This is a genomic window from Stenotrophomonas sp. 22DLJC03, assembly GCF_056861405.1.
In genome coordinates this window covers 17,171-31,351 of record NZ_JBSPUG010000007.1, presented here as the reverse complement: position 1 = coordinate 31,351, position 14,181 = coordinate 17,171, and the positions used below count along the sequence as shown (strand labels likewise).

At 66.3% G+C, this 14,181-nt stretch carries 13 protein-coding genes; 4 read left to right on the top strand and 9 right to left on the bottom strand.

The features are described 5' to 3' along the window. Window positions 1–14: 14 nt before the first annotated feature. Window positions 15–1,235, top strand: a complete 1,221-nt coding sequence (locus AC13GA_RS18770; RefSeq protein WP_046982899.1) for an ATP-binding protein — start codon at window positions 15–17, stop codon at window positions 1,233–1,235. Window positions 1,236–1,328: 93 nt separating this feature from the next. On the opposite strand, the gene AC13GA_RS18765 is transcribed toward AC13GA_RS18770, so the two are convergent. After that, window positions 1,329–3,101, bottom strand: a complete 1,773-nt coding sequence (locus AC13GA_RS18765) for an EAL domain-containing protein (protein ID WP_482998751.1) — start codon at window positions 3,099–3,101, stop codon at window positions 1,329–1,331. A 4-nt stretch (window positions 3,102–3,105) separates the two neighbouring features. Then, the gene (locus tag AC13GA_RS18760) at window positions 3,106–5,208 is read right to left on the bottom strand and encodes a sensor histidine kinase (RefSeq protein ID WP_482998750.1); all 2,103 of its coding nucleotides are present in this window, start codon (window positions 5,206–5,208) and stop codon (window positions 3,106–3,108) included. A gap of 132 nt (window positions 5,209–5,340) precedes the next feature. Between AC13GA_RS18760 and AC13GA_RS18755 the strand changes: the two genes are divergently transcribed. Both AC13GA_RS18755 and AC13GA_RS18750 read left to right on the top strand, forming a co-directional pair. Beyond that, entirely contained in the window at window positions 5,341–8,100 is a 2,760-nt protein-coding gene (locus tag AC13GA_RS18755) for a bifunctional diguanylate cyclase/phosphodiesterase (RefSeq protein WP_482998749.1), read from the top strand. A gap of 117 nt (window positions 8,101–8,217) precedes the next feature. After that, a complete protein-coding gene (locus AC13GA_RS18750; RefSeq protein WP_482998748.1) occupies window positions 8,218–8,667 on the top strand; it encodes a hypothetical protein in 450 nt (149 codons plus the stop codon). A gap of 24 nt (window positions 8,668–8,691) precedes the next feature. On the opposite strand, the gene AC13GA_RS18745 is transcribed toward AC13GA_RS18750, so the two are convergent. From AC13GA_RS18745 to AC13GA_RS18715, 7 genes are all read right to left on the bottom strand, one after another. Then, a complete protein-coding gene (locus AC13GA_RS18745; protein ID WP_046982904.1) occupies window positions 8,692–9,219 on the bottom strand; it encodes a hypothetical protein in 528 nt (175 codons plus the stop codon). A 67-nt stretch (window positions 9,220–9,286) separates the two neighbouring features. Further along, complete coding sequence (locus AC13GA_RS18740; protein WP_046982905.1) at window positions 9,287–9,502, bottom strand: hypothetical protein; 216 nt, start codon at window positions 9,500–9,502, stop codon at window positions 9,287–9,289. Between the two features lie 98 nt (window positions 9,503–9,600). Then, entirely contained in the window at window positions 9,601–10,791 is a 1,191-nt protein-coding gene (locus AC13GA_RS18735; RefSeq protein WP_121503221.1) for a methyl-accepting chemotaxis protein, read from the bottom strand. Window positions 10,792–10,954: 163 nt separating this feature from the next. After that, window positions 10,955–11,569: a high frequency lysogenization protein HflD gene (gene hflD / locus AC13GA_RS18730; RefSeq protein WP_046982906.1), complete on the bottom strand. Its 615-nt coding sequence runs from the start codon at window positions 11,567–11,569 to the stop codon at window positions 10,955–10,957. Next, window positions 11,566–12,708 carry a tRNA 2-thiouridine(34) synthase MnmA gene (mnmA, locus tag AC13GA_RS18725; RefSeq protein ID WP_482998747.1) on the bottom strand — a complete coding sequence of 381 codons (1,143 nt, stop codon included), beginning with the start codon at window positions 12,706–12,708 and terminating at the stop codon, window positions 11,566–11,568. Before mnmA ends, hflD begins: the two co-directional genes overlap by 4 nt. After that, entirely contained in the window at window positions 12,705–13,166 is a 462-nt protein-coding gene (locus tag AC13GA_RS18720; RefSeq protein ID WP_046982908.1) for an NUDIX hydrolase, read from the bottom strand. The genes mnmA and AC13GA_RS18720 overlap by 4 nt, the downstream gene beginning before the upstream one ends. Before the next feature lies 1 nt (window position 13,167). Further along, entirely contained in the window at window positions 13,168–13,641 is a 474-nt protein-coding gene (locus AC13GA_RS18715) for a hypothetical protein (protein WP_136638996.1), read from the bottom strand. Between the two features lie 112 nt (window positions 13,642–13,753). Between AC13GA_RS18715 and clpS the strand changes: the two genes are divergently transcribed. Next, window positions 13,754–14,080 (top strand): ATP-dependent Clp protease adapter ClpS, encoded by a 327-nt coding sequence (clpS, locus tag AC13GA_RS18710; protein ID WP_006366596.1) that lies wholly within the window; start codon window positions 13,754–13,756, stop codon window positions 14,078–14,080. The last annotated feature ends 101 nt before the right edge of the window (window positions 14,081–14,181 follow it).

Below are 14,181 nucleotides of genomic sequence, written 5' to 3'. Positions count from 1 at the left end.
CGTGCCGAGTCGCCGTGTCCGCTGCCAACGCCCTGGTTACCGCCCCCCTTCCGCCGCAGCCGGTGCTGCAGGCATTGCTTGAGCGCCTGCGCGAAGGCCTGCTGCTGTTCACCGAAGACGGGCAGGTGGCCCTGGCCAACCCGGCCGCCCAGAACCTGCTCGCCAGTGGTGAGGATGGCGCCTTGCCGCCGCCGCAGCGCCTGCGCGAACTGCTGCCGCCCGATGCGCTGGAGCAGGCGCGCCAGCACGGCCATTGGAATGGCAGCCTGCCGCTGGGCGAGGGCGTGGTCATTGCCCACCTCTACTATCACGGCCCGGTCGGCCAGGGGCATTTCCTGGCCCTGTTCCGCCACATTGAAGGGCAGGAAGACTACGAGCGCGAGCTGCAGCAGCGGCATGCCGAGCTGCGCCAGGCCTATCTGCGCCTGAACGGCACCCAGGAAAAGTTGCTTCAGTCGGAGAAGATGGCCTCGATCGGCCAGCTCGCCGCCGGCGTTGCACACGAGATCAACAACCCGATCGGTTACGTGCACTCCAACCTGGGCAGCCTGCAGGAGTACCTGCGCAGCCTGTTCACCGTCATCGAAGCCTATGAGCGCGCATTGCGTGCGCCGGACCCGAAGGCGCTGATCCCGGAAATCGACGATATCCGTGACCGCCTGGACATCGATTTCATCAGCCGCGACCTGCCGCAGCTGATGGCCGAATCACGCGAGGGCATCGAGCGGGTCACCCGCATCGTGCGCGACCTGAAGGACTTCTCGTACTCCGGCCGCGATGAATCGTGGAAGCTGGTCGACCTGCATTCCGGCCTGGAATCGACCATCAACATCATCTGGAACGAACTCAAGTACAAGGTGCACCTGGTGCGCGAGTTCGGCCAGCTGCCGCTGGTGGAGTGCCTGCCGTCGGAGTTGAACCAGGTCTACATGAACCTGCTGCTCAACGCGGGCCACGCCATTGCCGAGCGCGGCACCATCACCGTGCGCACCGGCGTCGATGGCGACCACGTGTGGGTCGAGTTCGAGGACACCGGTGGCGGCATCTCGCCGGAACTGCGCCAGCGCATCTTCGATCCGTTCTTCACCACCAAACCCGTGGGCAGCGGTACCGGCCTGGGCCTGTCGATTTCCTACAGCATCATCAACAAGCACCACGGACGCATCGACCTGGACAGTACCCCGGGCGTGGGTTCGCGTTTCCGCGTGGTGCTGCCGATCAAGCAGCCGCGCTGACCGCTTATGGTAGTGCCGGCCGCTGGCCGGCAACCTCATTGAACCCGACATCCAGAGCAGCCGGCCAGCGGCCGGCTCTACCAGAGGGGGTCGTTACCGCAACGGGCGATCCTCGCCACCATCGGCCGGTTCGGCCGGCACCGGCCCGGCATTGCTGCGGCGCTGCTCCTCGTAGGTGCGGAACGCCTGGTGGATGTGCTTGCGCAGCTCGTCGTCGTTCCACGGCTTGGTCAGGAACCGGTAGATCGCGCCGCGGTTGATCGCATCGGTCACGGTGTTCAGATCGGTGTAGCCGGACAGCACCAGGCGGATCGTGTCCGGGTACAGCATCTTCACCCGGCCCAGGAACTCGGTGCCGCTCATGTCGCTCATGCGCTGGTCGGACAGGATCACCTGCACGTCATTGATCGCCAGCAGGTCGAAGGCATCGCGCACGTTGCCGGCCGCCAGGATGCGGTAACCATCACGACGGAACAGGCGCACCAGCGAGCGCAGCACGTTTTCTTCGTCGTCCAGCAGCAACAGCGTGCGGTCTGGCCGCGTTTCGGCGAACGCTTCCGGGCGCAGGTAGCGACGGCGCAGGGTCATGCCGGCGGCATCGGCCGACATCGGCTCGCCGAACAGATAGCCCTGGAACACATCGCAATCGTTGCGCCGCAGGAAGCCCAGCTGCGCCTGCGACTCCACGCCGTTGGCAATCACCGTCATGCCCAGCTGGTGACCCATCGCGATGATCGCGCGGGCGATGGCGGCCTCGCGGTTGCCGGCCGGTGCGCTCTTGATGAAGCTGCGATCGATCTTCAGCTTGTCCACCGGGTAGCGCACCAGTGCGCTCAGGCTGGAGTCGCCGGTGCCGAAGTTGTCCAGGCTCAGGCTGATGCCTTCGTTGCGCAGGTTGGCCAGCGTCTCGTGGACGAAGTTGACGTTGTTGGTCAGTGCGCTTTCGTTGATTTCCAGCGTCAGCATCTGCGCCGGCACGCCCGAGGCCTGGATCACCCCCATCACTTCGGCAAAAAAGTTCGGCCGCAGCAGCTGCAGGGTCGATACGTTCACCGCGATGGTGAAGTCGTCGAAGCCCTGGTCGCGCCACAGACGCGCCTGCTTCAGTGCTCCTTCCAGTACCCAGGTGCCGATCTGCACGATGATACCCAGCCGCTCAGCGGTGCGCATGAAGCGTTCCGGCACCAGCATGCCCAGCGTCGGCGACTGCCAGCGCAGCAGCGCTTCCATGCCCACCACGTGGCCGTCGCGGGCACTGACCAGTGGCTGGTAGCGCAGCTTCAGCTCGCCGTTGGGAATGGCATCGACGATCTGCCGCGCGATGATGCTTTCACTGTGCGCGCTCGGCGGCGTGTCCACGGCGTGGATGCGCACGGCGTTGCCCCCTTCGCGGGCAGCCTGGTACAGGGCGTCCTCGGCGTGGTCGAGCAGGCGCGAGGTGCTGCTGGCATGTTCCGGGCACAGGCTCACCCCCAGCTTGCCGGTCATGAACAGCGTGTACGGCAGCACCGACAGCGGAAGCTCCATCTGCTGGCGGATTTCCTCGGCGAAGTCCTCTGGCAGCGGCACCTCGGCGGTGCGCGGAACGGCGATCAGCAACTCGTCGCTGCCGTGGCGCCACAGCTTGCCGCGACCGCGCAGGTAGGACTGCAGCCGTTGTGCCACCAGCACCAGTGCCTGGTCACCCACCTCGGCGCTCATGTTCTCGTTGACCGATGCGAAGTGGTCGATGTCCACGTGCATCAACATCAGCGGGGTACCGCCGGAGGCCGCTTCGGCGACCATCACCTGCAGTTCGGGGTTGCCGGCGCCGAGGCGGTCGGGGGCATCATCGATGCTGACCGGCGGCTGGTTGGGATTCCACATAGGCTCAGTATTCCGGTGACTCGATGGCGGCCGTGCTGGCCGCCTGGTAGGGGAGGTGGACGTCGATCAGGGTGCCTTCACCGTGCGCGGACTCGATCCGCACATGCCCGCCGACGCTCTGTGCGCGTTCGCGCATCACGATCAGGCCGAGCCCGCGCGGACCGTCCGGGTCGAAACCCTCGCCATCATCGCGGATCTGCAGGTGCAGGCTACGCTGGCCGACGTCGCGCAGCTGCAGCAGGACCTGGCTGGCGCGGGCATGGCGCAGGGCATTGGTCAGGCTTTCCTGGGCGATGCGGAAGCAGGCCTGCTCGATGCTGTTGTCGGGACGCTGTGGCAGGGGCTCGATCTCGGCCAGCAATTCCACTGGCGAGGAGCGGAACAGCACCCGTGCCTGCCAGCTCAGCGCGGCCTCCAGGCCCAGTGCGTCCAGCTGTGGCGGCCGCAGCAGGGTGGAAATGTCGCGCAGCTTGGACACGGTGGTGTCGGCGAGGCTGACGATCTGCGCCAGGTCCTCGGCGCGGCGCTGCGGATCATGCTCGTCCTGCGCAGCATGGGCGGACAGCTTGATCGCGGTGATGGCCTGGCCGATGTCATCGTGCAGGTCGCGCGAGATCGCACGGCGCTCATCCTCCTGCAGGGAGAACAGGCGCCCGGCCATCGCCTGCAGCTCGCGGTTGCTGGTTTCCAGCGCGGCGCGGGTGCGCTCCGAATCGCTCAGGTCGCGCACGATCAGCAGCTTGCAGTCGCGGCCGCCATAGCGCACTTCGCCCACCGCCAATCCGGCATGGAAGCGGCGGCCGTCCGCGCGCTGCATTGCCACCACGCTGCTGTGGCCAGGGCCCAGGTGAGGCTGGCCGGCGCGCAGCTGGGCGCGCACGCGCACCAGATCGGTGGCGGCAACCAGCGCCGACAGCGGCTCGCCGAGCAGGGTGTGGCTGCCATAACCGAACAGGCCTGCTGCCCAGGCATTGGCATACAGCACATGCTCGTCGGAAAGGATCACCACGCCATCGGGCAGTACCCGCACCAGCTCGCGGAACTGCTCTTCGCGCTCACGCAGCAGGCGGCGTGACTGTTCGCGCTCGGTTACGTCCTGCAGGGTGCCGAGCACACGGTTGCGGCCGGCTTCATCGGTGCCACTGGCGGCGCGCAGGTGCACCATCAGTGCATGACCGTCCATCGCCAGCAGTGGCAGCAGCACGTCCACCTGTACCGGCTCGCCTGAGCACAGCTCGGCCAGCAGCTGCTCGGTCTGTGACGCGGTGGCCGGGTCGGCCGGCACCAGCAGTTCATCGAAACGGTGCCAGCGACGGGCTTCGGGCGGGCGTCGGCCGAGCAGGCGATAGACCTGGTTGGAATAGCGGCCCTGTCCGCTGGACGGGTCCAGCTCCCAGGCACCGATGCGGGCCAGCTCATGCGCTTCCTCGACCCGTGCCAGCGCCTGGTCGCGGCGCAGCTGCGCCAGGTCCTCGGCGGTGCGATCGATGGCGATCAACAGGCGGGCATTGTGTCCGTCGTAGCTGATCGCGTTCGAGCGCAGTTCCATCTGCCGCAGGCTGCCGTCGCGCAGCTGCAGCTGCGTACGCAGGATGCACAGCTCCTCGGGCGCCTCGCGGATCGCCTCCAGCTTGGTCTGCAGCGCCTGGTCCTGGCCCGGTGGCCACAGCGCATCGATGGTCTGCTCCAGCAGTTCATCACGTTCCCAGCCGAAGGTGCTGCAGGCGGCCGGGTTGGCATCGAGGATCGCCAACGTATCCAGGTCGTAGACCAGGATCGGGCCGGGGTTGCCTTCGAACATCTGCCGCAGGCGCAGTTCGGAAGCCTGCTGGCGGGCGTGGGTATGCAGCACGTGCTCGGCCAGCGGGCGCAGCAGCAGGTACAGCAGGCCAGCGCTGGCCAGGGCGAAGAACGAGCCCTTCAATCCCTGCCACAACGCCGCCTGGTGTGGGTCGGGCACCAGTGCCTGTACCGCGCTGTCGGTGGCGATCATCCATGCCAGCGCCATCGCCAGGTAGCTCAGAACCACCCGCCGGCGGTCACGGCTCAACGCCTGCGCCATCCGCGGGTCGGGAACAGGGGCGTTGCCGGTCGGTTCTGCGGGCATGGACGGGGTGGGTGAAAAGGGGCGCCGGTCATCTTACCGCGCAGGTGTGCCCTGGCCACTCAATTATCCGGCGCAGGCGCCGTTAACCACTGCGTGCCCCGCTGACGGGCGTGTCATCCGGAGCAAGATCGCGTGGACCAAGGGATCATCGCCAGCCTGCTGCAGCACCCGCTTGCGTCGGCGCTGGTCATTGTCGACCGCACGGGCCGCCCGCTGGCGGCCAATCCGGCTGCGCGCGAGCATGGCCTGCCGGCGACCGTGGCTGCGTACGCACCGATGCTGGAAGATCTGCGCCTGTTGGCGGCCGATGGCGGCATCGTGGCCTGCACGCTGCCTGGCGGCCCGCGTGGTCACTACGATGGCCACCTGCGCGCCGTACATGATGGCGCCGGCAATCTGCTGGCCTTCACGCTGAGCATTCCGGAGCCGGTGCCGGTTGATGGTGGCGGGCGCTGGGAACTGGCCTTGGACAGTGCCGGCCACAGCTTGTGGGACTGGGACATTCCCAGCGACCGCGTAGTCCGCACGCCGGCGCTGAGTGATGAAACCGCCACTGAAATACTGACCCGCGTACACAGCGAAGACATCGGCCAGGTACGTGTCGCGCTGGACCAGCACCTGCGCGGCCTGAGCGAGCAGTACAGCGCCCAGTTCCGGTTCCGCCAGGCCGATGGCCAATGGCGCTGGGTACTTGATCGCGGTCGTGTGGTCGCGCGCACCGCCGACGGCCAGCCACTGCGGATGGTCGGCACCCATACCGATATCGAGCAGCAGAAGCAGCTGGAAGGCCTGCTGCAGGAGCAGCAGCTGCACCTGAGCGAGGCCCAGCGCATCGCCAGCATGGGCAGCTGGTCGTTCGACCCCGGCAGCGGCGCGTTCTGGTGGTCGCCGGAGCTGCGTTCACTGCTGGCACTGGAGCAGGGCAGCGTGCCCGGCCAGCGGCGCTGGTTGAAACAGCTGCATCCACGCTCGCGCGGTGCGCTGCGTGCCGCCTGGCGGCGTGTATGGCGCGATGGCCGCGCAGCCAACATCGAGCTGGAACTGACCCGGGGCACCGAGCCCTCGCAGCACCTGCGGCTGTGGATGCAGCCGCTGCTGGACACCGATGGCCAGCCCAAGCGCCTGCTGGGCCAGGTGCAGAACATCACCGAGCAGCACCAGACCGACGCGCTGATCCGCTGGCGTACCGAACTGCTCAACCGTGTCTCCGCACTGGGCCGCATCGGTGGTTGCGAGATCGAGGTGCAGACCCGGCACATGCAGTGGACCGAGGAGTGCTACCGCATCCACGGACTGCGCAAGGAACCGATCACGCTGGACCAGGCACTGGCGCTGTACACCGAAGATTCGCGCAGCGCCTTCGAGACTGCACTGGTCCGGATTGCCGGCGGCGGTCTCCCCGAACAGCTGGATCTGTGCTTCTACCGCCAGTCCGGTTTGCGCGTGTGGGTGCAGGTGCTGATCGAGCTGGATCGCCGCGATGGCCTGCCGCCGCGCTTCGTGGTCCTGTTCCGTGACATCACCCGCGAGCGCGAAGCCAACGAGCGCATCGAGCTGCTGGCCCACTACGATCTGCTGACCGGCCTGCCCAATCGAGTGCTGCTGGGCGAGCAGACCGCTGAAGCCATCGAGGAAGCGCGCGACCGCGGCACCTCGCTGGCGATGCTGTTCATCGATCTGGACGGCTTCAAGACCATCAACGACAGCTTTGGCCACGCTACCGGCGATGCACTGCTGAAGGCGGCGGCCACGCGGCTTCACCAGAATCTGCGCAACAACGATCTGTTCGGCCGCTTCAGTGGCGACGAGTTCATCGTGGTGCTGCGCGACCTGGCCGAGCCGGAAGACGCCGGACACGTGGCACGCAAGTTGATCGCTTCGCTGGCCGAGCCGCTTCGCCGTGGCGAGACCACGCTGAAAGTGGGTGCCAGCGTCGGTATCGCCATGCTCGGTGAGGCACAGACCGATTTCGATTCGCTGCTGCGGGCGGCTGATGCTGCGATGTATGCGGCCAAGGAAGCAGGGCGGAATACCTACCAGTACTACAGCCAGGACGCGCTGGCGCGTATCCAGCGTCGGCTCGAGCTTGAGCACGCGCTGCATGGCGCGATCGAACGCGAAGAGTTCAGCCTGGCCTACCAGCCGCTGCTGCATGCGCATCATGGCGAACCGCCGGCGATCGAGGCACTGTTGCGCTGGCATCGGCCCGGCATCGGCTACTGCAGCCCGGCCGAATTCATTCCGATTGCAGAGAAGTGCGGCGAGATCGTGCGCATCGGCGACTGGGTGCTGAACGAAGCCTGTCGGCAGGCAATCGCCTGGGACCGGGCTGGCCTGTGTTTTGACCGCATCGCAGTCAATGTGTCGGCAGTGCAGCTGCGTGATCGCGGTTTTGCTGAGCGGGTGATCGAGATCTGCCACGCCCACGGCTGGCCGCCGCAGCGGCTGGAGCTCGAGCTGACCGAGTCGGCGTTGATCCGTGACACCGACATTCTGCGCCACTGCTTCGACGTGCTGGAACGGCACGGCGTGCCACTGGCGGTGGATGACTTTGGAACCGGCTTCTCCAATCTGAACTACCTCAACCGTTTCCCGGTGGGGCGCCTGAAGATCGACCGCAGTTTCGTGCAGGGCATGCTGCATGATTCGGGCACAGCCGAGGTGACCCAGGCCATCGTGCACCTGGGCCACGCATTGGGCATGAAGGTGGTGGCCGAAGGCGTGGAAACGCACCAGGAAGAAGACATGCTGCGGCGCCAGGGCTGCGACGAGATCCAGGGCTATCTGTATTCGCGACCGTTGAGCCCCCGTGACCTGGCGCAGTGGCTGCGGCAGCCACTGCCGGTTTCCTTGCGTACCGATGCCAGTGGGGAAGTGGCGCAGGTGCGCTGAGCGGATGATTCCTCAATTGCGCATCACTTCAGCACCGGATCGAGCAAGGATTTCAGCCTGAAGACGTTCCCTGTTCGTCTCCGGGAATGGATCGACGATCCTTCCCGAACTAGCGACATGCGCATGTTCGAGATATTCGTTGTCATCGCACTCGGCACTTGGGGTGGACTCAGTGAGCTTCAGACGCGGCTGCCGGAGGCACGTTTCATCACGGGTGATGGGAGTTTCGCTAGCGCCATTGCGTCACTGGTGATCAACTTCTGCTTGGTCTTCTACCTCTTCTGCAGAAGAAACGTACATGGCGATCATTCAAAATGTGTGTTTGGAAGCCTCCTGGTGCTCAGTGCAAGCGTGAACTATCTGAGCTTCGAGCTTCTGTCTGATCGGCTGCAAGACATTTCCAATTGGTTGCCTCCCACTGCATGGCAACTGAATTTCGTGCTGCTCGTATCGACCGTCAGAAATGTCATCGCTTTCGGCTTCGGTGCGATCGGTGCGGGAATAGTCTCAGGTGTTCTCAGTCGGCATGGCAAGGGTGCCTCAGATACCCCATCGAGCACCGCATAGCGATCATCCACGCATGGCGTGGATCTAGCGTCCTGGGTCAACAAACCGCCTCGGGAACTCCAACCGCACCCGCGCGCGCACCGCTTCGACGACCTCGGCATAGCGTCGCAGCTGGATGCGATGGCCTATATGGAACACCAGCAGAGAGCCCAGCATCGGCCACGCCACCGGGCGCACCAGAATGATCGGTAGCACCAGCAAGGTCAGGGCCAGCGCAAAGCTGCTGCATCGCCCGATCACACGCACTTCGCGGCGTCGTTTGTCGACCACCAGCTGGCCGTGCATCAGCGGAAAGTAGCGGCCACCAAAGCCCGGCGCGAAGCTCTCGCGGAACGCAACGGTGCCGTCGGGCAGCACTCGGAACACGAGGCTCGGCCACTTGTCGGTCGGAAGATCGTATTCCAGTCCGATCAACGACAGCTGGGCCAGGTCGGCGGGGGAAGCGGCGATACGCTGGTTGAACAGAACAATGCCGGTGCGGAAGAAGACCGGTGCCCAGAAGAGCAGCATCAGCAGTTCCATCAGCATCAATGCGATCAGGGCGATGGCCATCTGTCTTCCATGAACGGGAACGGCGCATCATGCCACGTGTGCAGTTGCATCCACGCAGGGCGTGGATCTACTTCAGCGCCTCCCCATCCAACCCCAGATCCCACGCCAGACCCAGCAGCGCGTCGTCCGCGCGGGACGGGGCAGGGCGGGCATCGGCCAGCTGCTGCAGCTCGCGGATCTCCTCACGTGCCACCTCTTCCAGCTGCTGCAGCTGCTCACGTGCGCTCGCGTTGCGCGGGCGGTCGTTGTTGGCAAGGGAGGGCAGGGCGCGGATAGCGGTCATGGTGCGCGTACAGGATGCATCCAACGGCGGATTACAGGCAAAGGCCCCGGACGAACCGGGGCCTTGCGGGCTGCCGGCAGCGGCAGCGGACATCAGGATCAGAACAGCTCGACGGTGCCAGCGCCCATGCTCTGCTGGGCGACCGGCTTGTGCGGCGGGCGTTCCCATTCGCTGCGCAGTTCACGCAGGCGGCTGCCGGTGCGCTGCAGGGCGGTGGCGATCTCTTCGTCGAACACGCCGCCATTGCGGTGCAGCAGTTCCTGCAGGGCCACTGCTTCGCGGTTGATCGCGGTCAGGCGGTCCAGGTGGGTGTGTACGCCGCCCAGCGCCTGGGTGGCGATGTCTTCGAACTGCAGGGCGCGCACGGCTTCAGCCACGCTGCCATCGATCGAACGGGCGCAGTCGGAGACTTCGCGCATGCCATCGCCCAGCGATGCATTGATCTGCGCCACGTTGTCGAGCATCGCGGCCGCTTCCTGGCGGGCTTCACGGGAGCGGTCCATGTCACGCGAGGCCATGTGCGAGACCGTCTCGCGCACCTTGGCGATGGCGTCCTTGGAGCTGTGCGCCAGCTTGCGGATCTGCTCGTTGAAGGTCGTCGAGCGCTCGGACAGGTTGCGTACTTCGTCGGCCACCACGGCGAAACCACGACCGGCTTCACCGGCACGCGCGGCTTCGATGGCGGCGTTCAGCGCCAGCAGGTTGGTCTGGTCGGCAATCGACTTGACGTCTTCCAGCAGCGCGAAGATGCCATCCAGGTGCTGCGCCATCTGATCGATGTGCTGCACGGTGGTACTGCTCTGGCCGCTTACCTGTTCCAGCGCTTCCACCAGCTGTTCCATGCGGTTGCTGGCGTGCTGGGCAAAACGGGCAACGTCGAGGCCGGCATTGCCTTCATCACCGGCGCGGTCGACGATGCGCGACAGGGCCTGGCTCTGCTGGCGCGACTTGCGGTTCATCGCATCGAAGCTGCCGCCCAGGCTGGAAACCGCCTGGCGGATCAGGTCACGGGCGCGTTCCACTTCGCCACGTGAACCGTCGATCTCGTTGCCGACGAAGTTGCGCAGCTCGGTCAGCAGCTGGTCCTGCTCACGCAGGACACGGGCGTGTTCCGGGGAACGGTGCGCCTGGGCGCGGGTGGTCCACCACGCAAAGCCGAGCCAGCTCAGCGTCATCGTGGTCAGGATCGCCCAGCGCAGGGCGGCCGGCCATTCGAAACCGATGGCGAAGGGGAGCAGCAGGGTCAGAGCCAGGGGGGCGGCCAGACGGATGAAAATGCGTGAGTACATGGACGTTCTCGGGAGGTGCACGGAGGATGTATCGGCCGTACCCCCTTTCTCTTTAACGTCGATATGCCTCGAAGTGCATTCTGAATGCGCCGGTTTTCCGGCGCTGCCGGGGTGTTCGGGGTCAGAGCCCTTTCCGTGCCGGAAAGGGATCCGCCCCCATTGCTCAGGCCAGCTGGCGGTCCACGGCCTCGATCATCGCCTTGCGGCTGAACAGGAAGTCCCAGTAGCTGCCACCCAGCTGGCGCCAGAGCACCGCAGAGCGCACGGCGGCCAGCAGCAGGGCGCGGATCTCGGCGACCACGCCGGCCTGGCCCAGATAGTGCGGATTGCCCTGGACCATCACCCGCGGCTTGAGGTGGCTGATGGTGTCGGCGTACAAGCCGCCCAGGTTGGCCAGCACGTCCGGGTGAGCGCTGTCGCCCAGTTCGGCCGCCTGGCGCTGGGCGCGCTCGATCCCCGAAGCGACCTTGTTCACGGTCTCGCCTTCCTGCACGAAGCGGCGCTCCAGCTGCAGCACTGACAAGGCCAGCTTGGGCAGGATCGGGTCCTGGCCCTGGCTGCGGAAGTAGTTGTGCAGCAGGCGCAGGCCGGCCTTCAGTGCATGACGGTCACCGAACACCTCCTGCGGCGAGGACGCATCGACGCGGAACACGCTCTCCACGGCGGTGCGAACGGCGGCGGCGTCGGAATGGCCGGTATCGGCGATACGGCGTACCTGCTGCAGGGCCTGGGCAATGCCGGCCAAAGCCAGAACGCGGTCGTCGACAGTGAAACTCATGCAGCGATTACCTCAAAAGGGGAAGGGGTGGTGCGCAGGCGCTGCTCAAGCGGCGCATCGGTGGCGGCGATCACTGCGCCACCCAGGCACACGTCGCCGTCATACAGCACCAGCGACTGGCCAGGGGTGACGGCGCGCTGCGGGCGGGCGAAGGTGACCAGCACGCTGCCATCGTCCAGCACCTCGACCGTACACGGCTCGTCGGGCTGGCGGTAGCGGGTCTGCGCGGTGCACTCGAAGCGCCGTGCCGGCGGTGCGCCGGCAATCCAGTGCGCGGCCTCCGAGCGCAGGCGGTTGGACAGCATCCACTTGCTGTCGCGGTCCTGGTCGACGTACAGCACGTTGCTGGCAACATCCTTGCCAACCACGTACCACGGCGCCGCAGGGCGGCCACGCACGCCGCCGATGTTCAGGCCCTCGCGCTGGCCCAGGGTGAAATAGAAGACGCCTGGGTGCTCGGCGATCACACTGCCGTCGGCGGGGTCCAGTATCTGCCCGGGCTTGGCCGGCAGGTAGCGCCCGAGGAACTCGCGGAAGTCGCGCTCGCCGATGAAGCAGATGCCGGTGGAGTCCTTCTTGGCGTGGGTCGGCAGGCTGACGTCACGCGCGATCCGGCGCAGGTCGGTCTTTTCCAGGTCGCCGATCGGGAACAGGGTGGCCGCCAGCTGTTCCTGGCCCAGCTGGTGCAGGAAGTAGCTCTGGTCCTTGGAGCGGTCGGCGCCACGCAGCAGCAGCCACTGGTGGTCGCGCTGGGTCACCCGCGCGTAGTGGCCGGTGGCGATGCGCTCGGCGCCCAGCTCGCGGGCGGCATCCAGGAAGTGCTTGAATTTCACCTCGCGGTTGCACAGCACGTCCGGGTTCGGGGTGCGACCGGCGGCATACTCGGCCAGGAAGTGCTCGAACACGCCCTGCCAGTACTCGTTGGAGAAATCGCGGAAGTGAAATGGGATGCCGAGCAGGCCGCAGACGGCCACCGCATCACGGCGGTCGTCCTCGGCGCGGCAATCGCCGGTGCCGTCGTCAGCCCAGTTCTGCATGAACAGGCCGGCCACCGCCTCACCCTGCTGCACCAGCCGCCAGGCAGCCACCGAGGAATCGACGCCACCGGAGACGCCGACCATTACGCGCGGAGTGCTCATGCGACCTCCCTGACCAACGAAAGCGGATGGCGCTGGCCGCCCAGGTAGTCGGCCACCACCTGCCAGACCAGCGGGCTGCGCAGGCGCTCGCCGGCGGCCTGCAGCTCGCCCGGGCTCAGCCACAGCGCGCGGTCGATGCCGGTGTCCAGTGGCTGCGCCGGGTCGTGCGAGACCGGGCGCGCCGCATAGCAGAAGCGCAGGAAGGTGGTGCCGTCGCCTGCGGTCCACTGGTAGCAGCCGATGAAGTGGGTCAGCTGTACGGTCCAGCCGGTTTCCTCGCGGGTCTCGCGCAGTGCCGCCTCGGCCAGGCTTTCGCCCGGCTCGAGGTGGCCGGCCGGCTGGTTCAGCACCGCGCGGCCGTCGATGGTTTCTTCAACCAGCAGCACGCGGCCGCCGTCGACCACCACGGTGGCGACAGTGGCGTGCGGTGCCCAGCGCGGGTCCGGCGTGGCGTTCAACTCAGAACTCGTCCTTCTTGGTCAGTTCCAGCTCCATGGCGTCGGCGGTGCGGATGGCCGCATCGATGGCGTCGCTGAGCTGGTCGGCAGTGGCATCGGCGTCGATCTTGACCACGAACATGGCGGTGGTGTCCTGCTTCACCCAGCCACCCATCTTGGCGTCCTGCGAGTCTTCCAGCAGACGGTTGGCCACGGCCACCGGGAACTGCTTGGTCTTGGCGCTGTAGGCCGGCGACCAGATCTCGCGGATGTTGTGGGTGCCGAAGTCCTCCACCGACGAACGCACGTAGACCATCTGGGTACGATCGCCTTCGACGTCGAACACCATGCGGTAGTCGCCGTCTTCGTCGACCTCATAGGTGTAACCCAGCTTGTCCAGGTTGCGGGCCACGGCCTTGTCGCCCTCCGGCGCGGCGGCGGCAGAGCCGGCGGCAGCCAGGGCGATCAGCAGGGCGGGGAGAAGGGTCCTTTTCATGAAGATCCTGTGAAGCAGTATTGAGAGAGGATGCAATTGTGACGGCGGCCGTGCGTGCCGTCCAATCTGCGGCGGGCCGACGCAGGCCCGCTCGAGCCTCTATAATGAGCAGATGCCCCGCGAGTCTTCCCCCGATTCCCATCACGAGCACGGCGTTGCCGTGGAACCCGCGCGCCCGGAAGTGGCGCCGCCGCCGTTCTACCAGGTGATGCTGCTCAATGACGACTACACCCCGATGGATTTCGTGGTGGACGTGCTGCAGCAGTTCTTCACCATGGACCTGGACAAGGCCACGCAGGTGATGCTGCACGTCCATACCCGCGGCCGCGGCGTGTGCGGGGTGTTCACCCGCGAAGTGGCCGAGACCAAGGTCGCCCAGGTCAACGAGTACTCGCGCATGAACCAGCACCCGCTGCTGTGCACGATGGAAAAGGCCTGACCGGCTGCCGATTTTCGTCCGGGCACATCGATTCCGGACCCGGTGTGCCCACCAAGGTGGGTACCTGCCAAAGCAGAAACCTGTAGAGCCGGGCCCATGCT

Excerpts from the sequence above, each read along its gene's own strand:
- AC13GA_RS18765 (WP_482998751.1), bottom strand. The coding sequence starts at position 3,101 with ATGTGGAATCCCAACCAGCCGCCGGTCAGCATCGATGATGCCCCCGAC.
- AC13GA_RS18760 (WP_482998750.1), bottom strand. The coding sequence starts at position 5,208 with ATGCCCGCAGAACCGACCGGCAACGCCCCTGTTCCCGACCCGCGGATG.
- AC13GA_RS18750 (WP_482998748.1), top strand. The coding sequence starts at position 8,218 with ATGCGCATGTTCGAGATATTCGTTGTCATCGCACTCGGCACTTGGGGT.
- AC13GA_RS18745 (WP_046982904.1), bottom strand. The coding sequence starts at position 9,219 with ATGGCCATCGCCCTGATCGCATTGATGCTGATGGAACTGCTGATGCTG.
- AC13GA_RS18740 (WP_046982905.1), bottom strand. The coding sequence starts at position 9,502 with ATGACCGCTATCCGCGCCCTGCCCTCCCTTGCCAACAACGACCGCCCG.
- AC13GA_RS18735 (WP_121503221.1), bottom strand. The coding sequence starts at position 10,791 with ATGTACTCACGCATTTTCATCCGTCTGGCCGCCCCCCTGGCTCTGACC.
- hflD (WP_046982906.1), bottom strand. The coding sequence starts at position 11,569 with ATGAGTTTCACTGTCGACGACCGCGTTCTGGCTTTGGCCGGCATTGCC.
- mnmA (WP_482998747.1), bottom strand. The coding sequence starts at position 12,708 with ATGAGCACTCCGCGCGTAATGGTCGGCGTCTCCGGTGGCGTCGATTCC.
- AC13GA_RS18715 (WP_136638996.1), bottom strand. The coding sequence starts at position 13,641 with ATGAAAAGGACCCTTCTCCCCGCCCTGCTGATCGCCCTGGCTGCCGCC.
- clpS (WP_006366596.1), top strand. The coding sequence starts at position 13,754 with ATGCCCCGCGAGTCTTCCCCCGATTCCCATCACGAGCACGGCGTTGCC.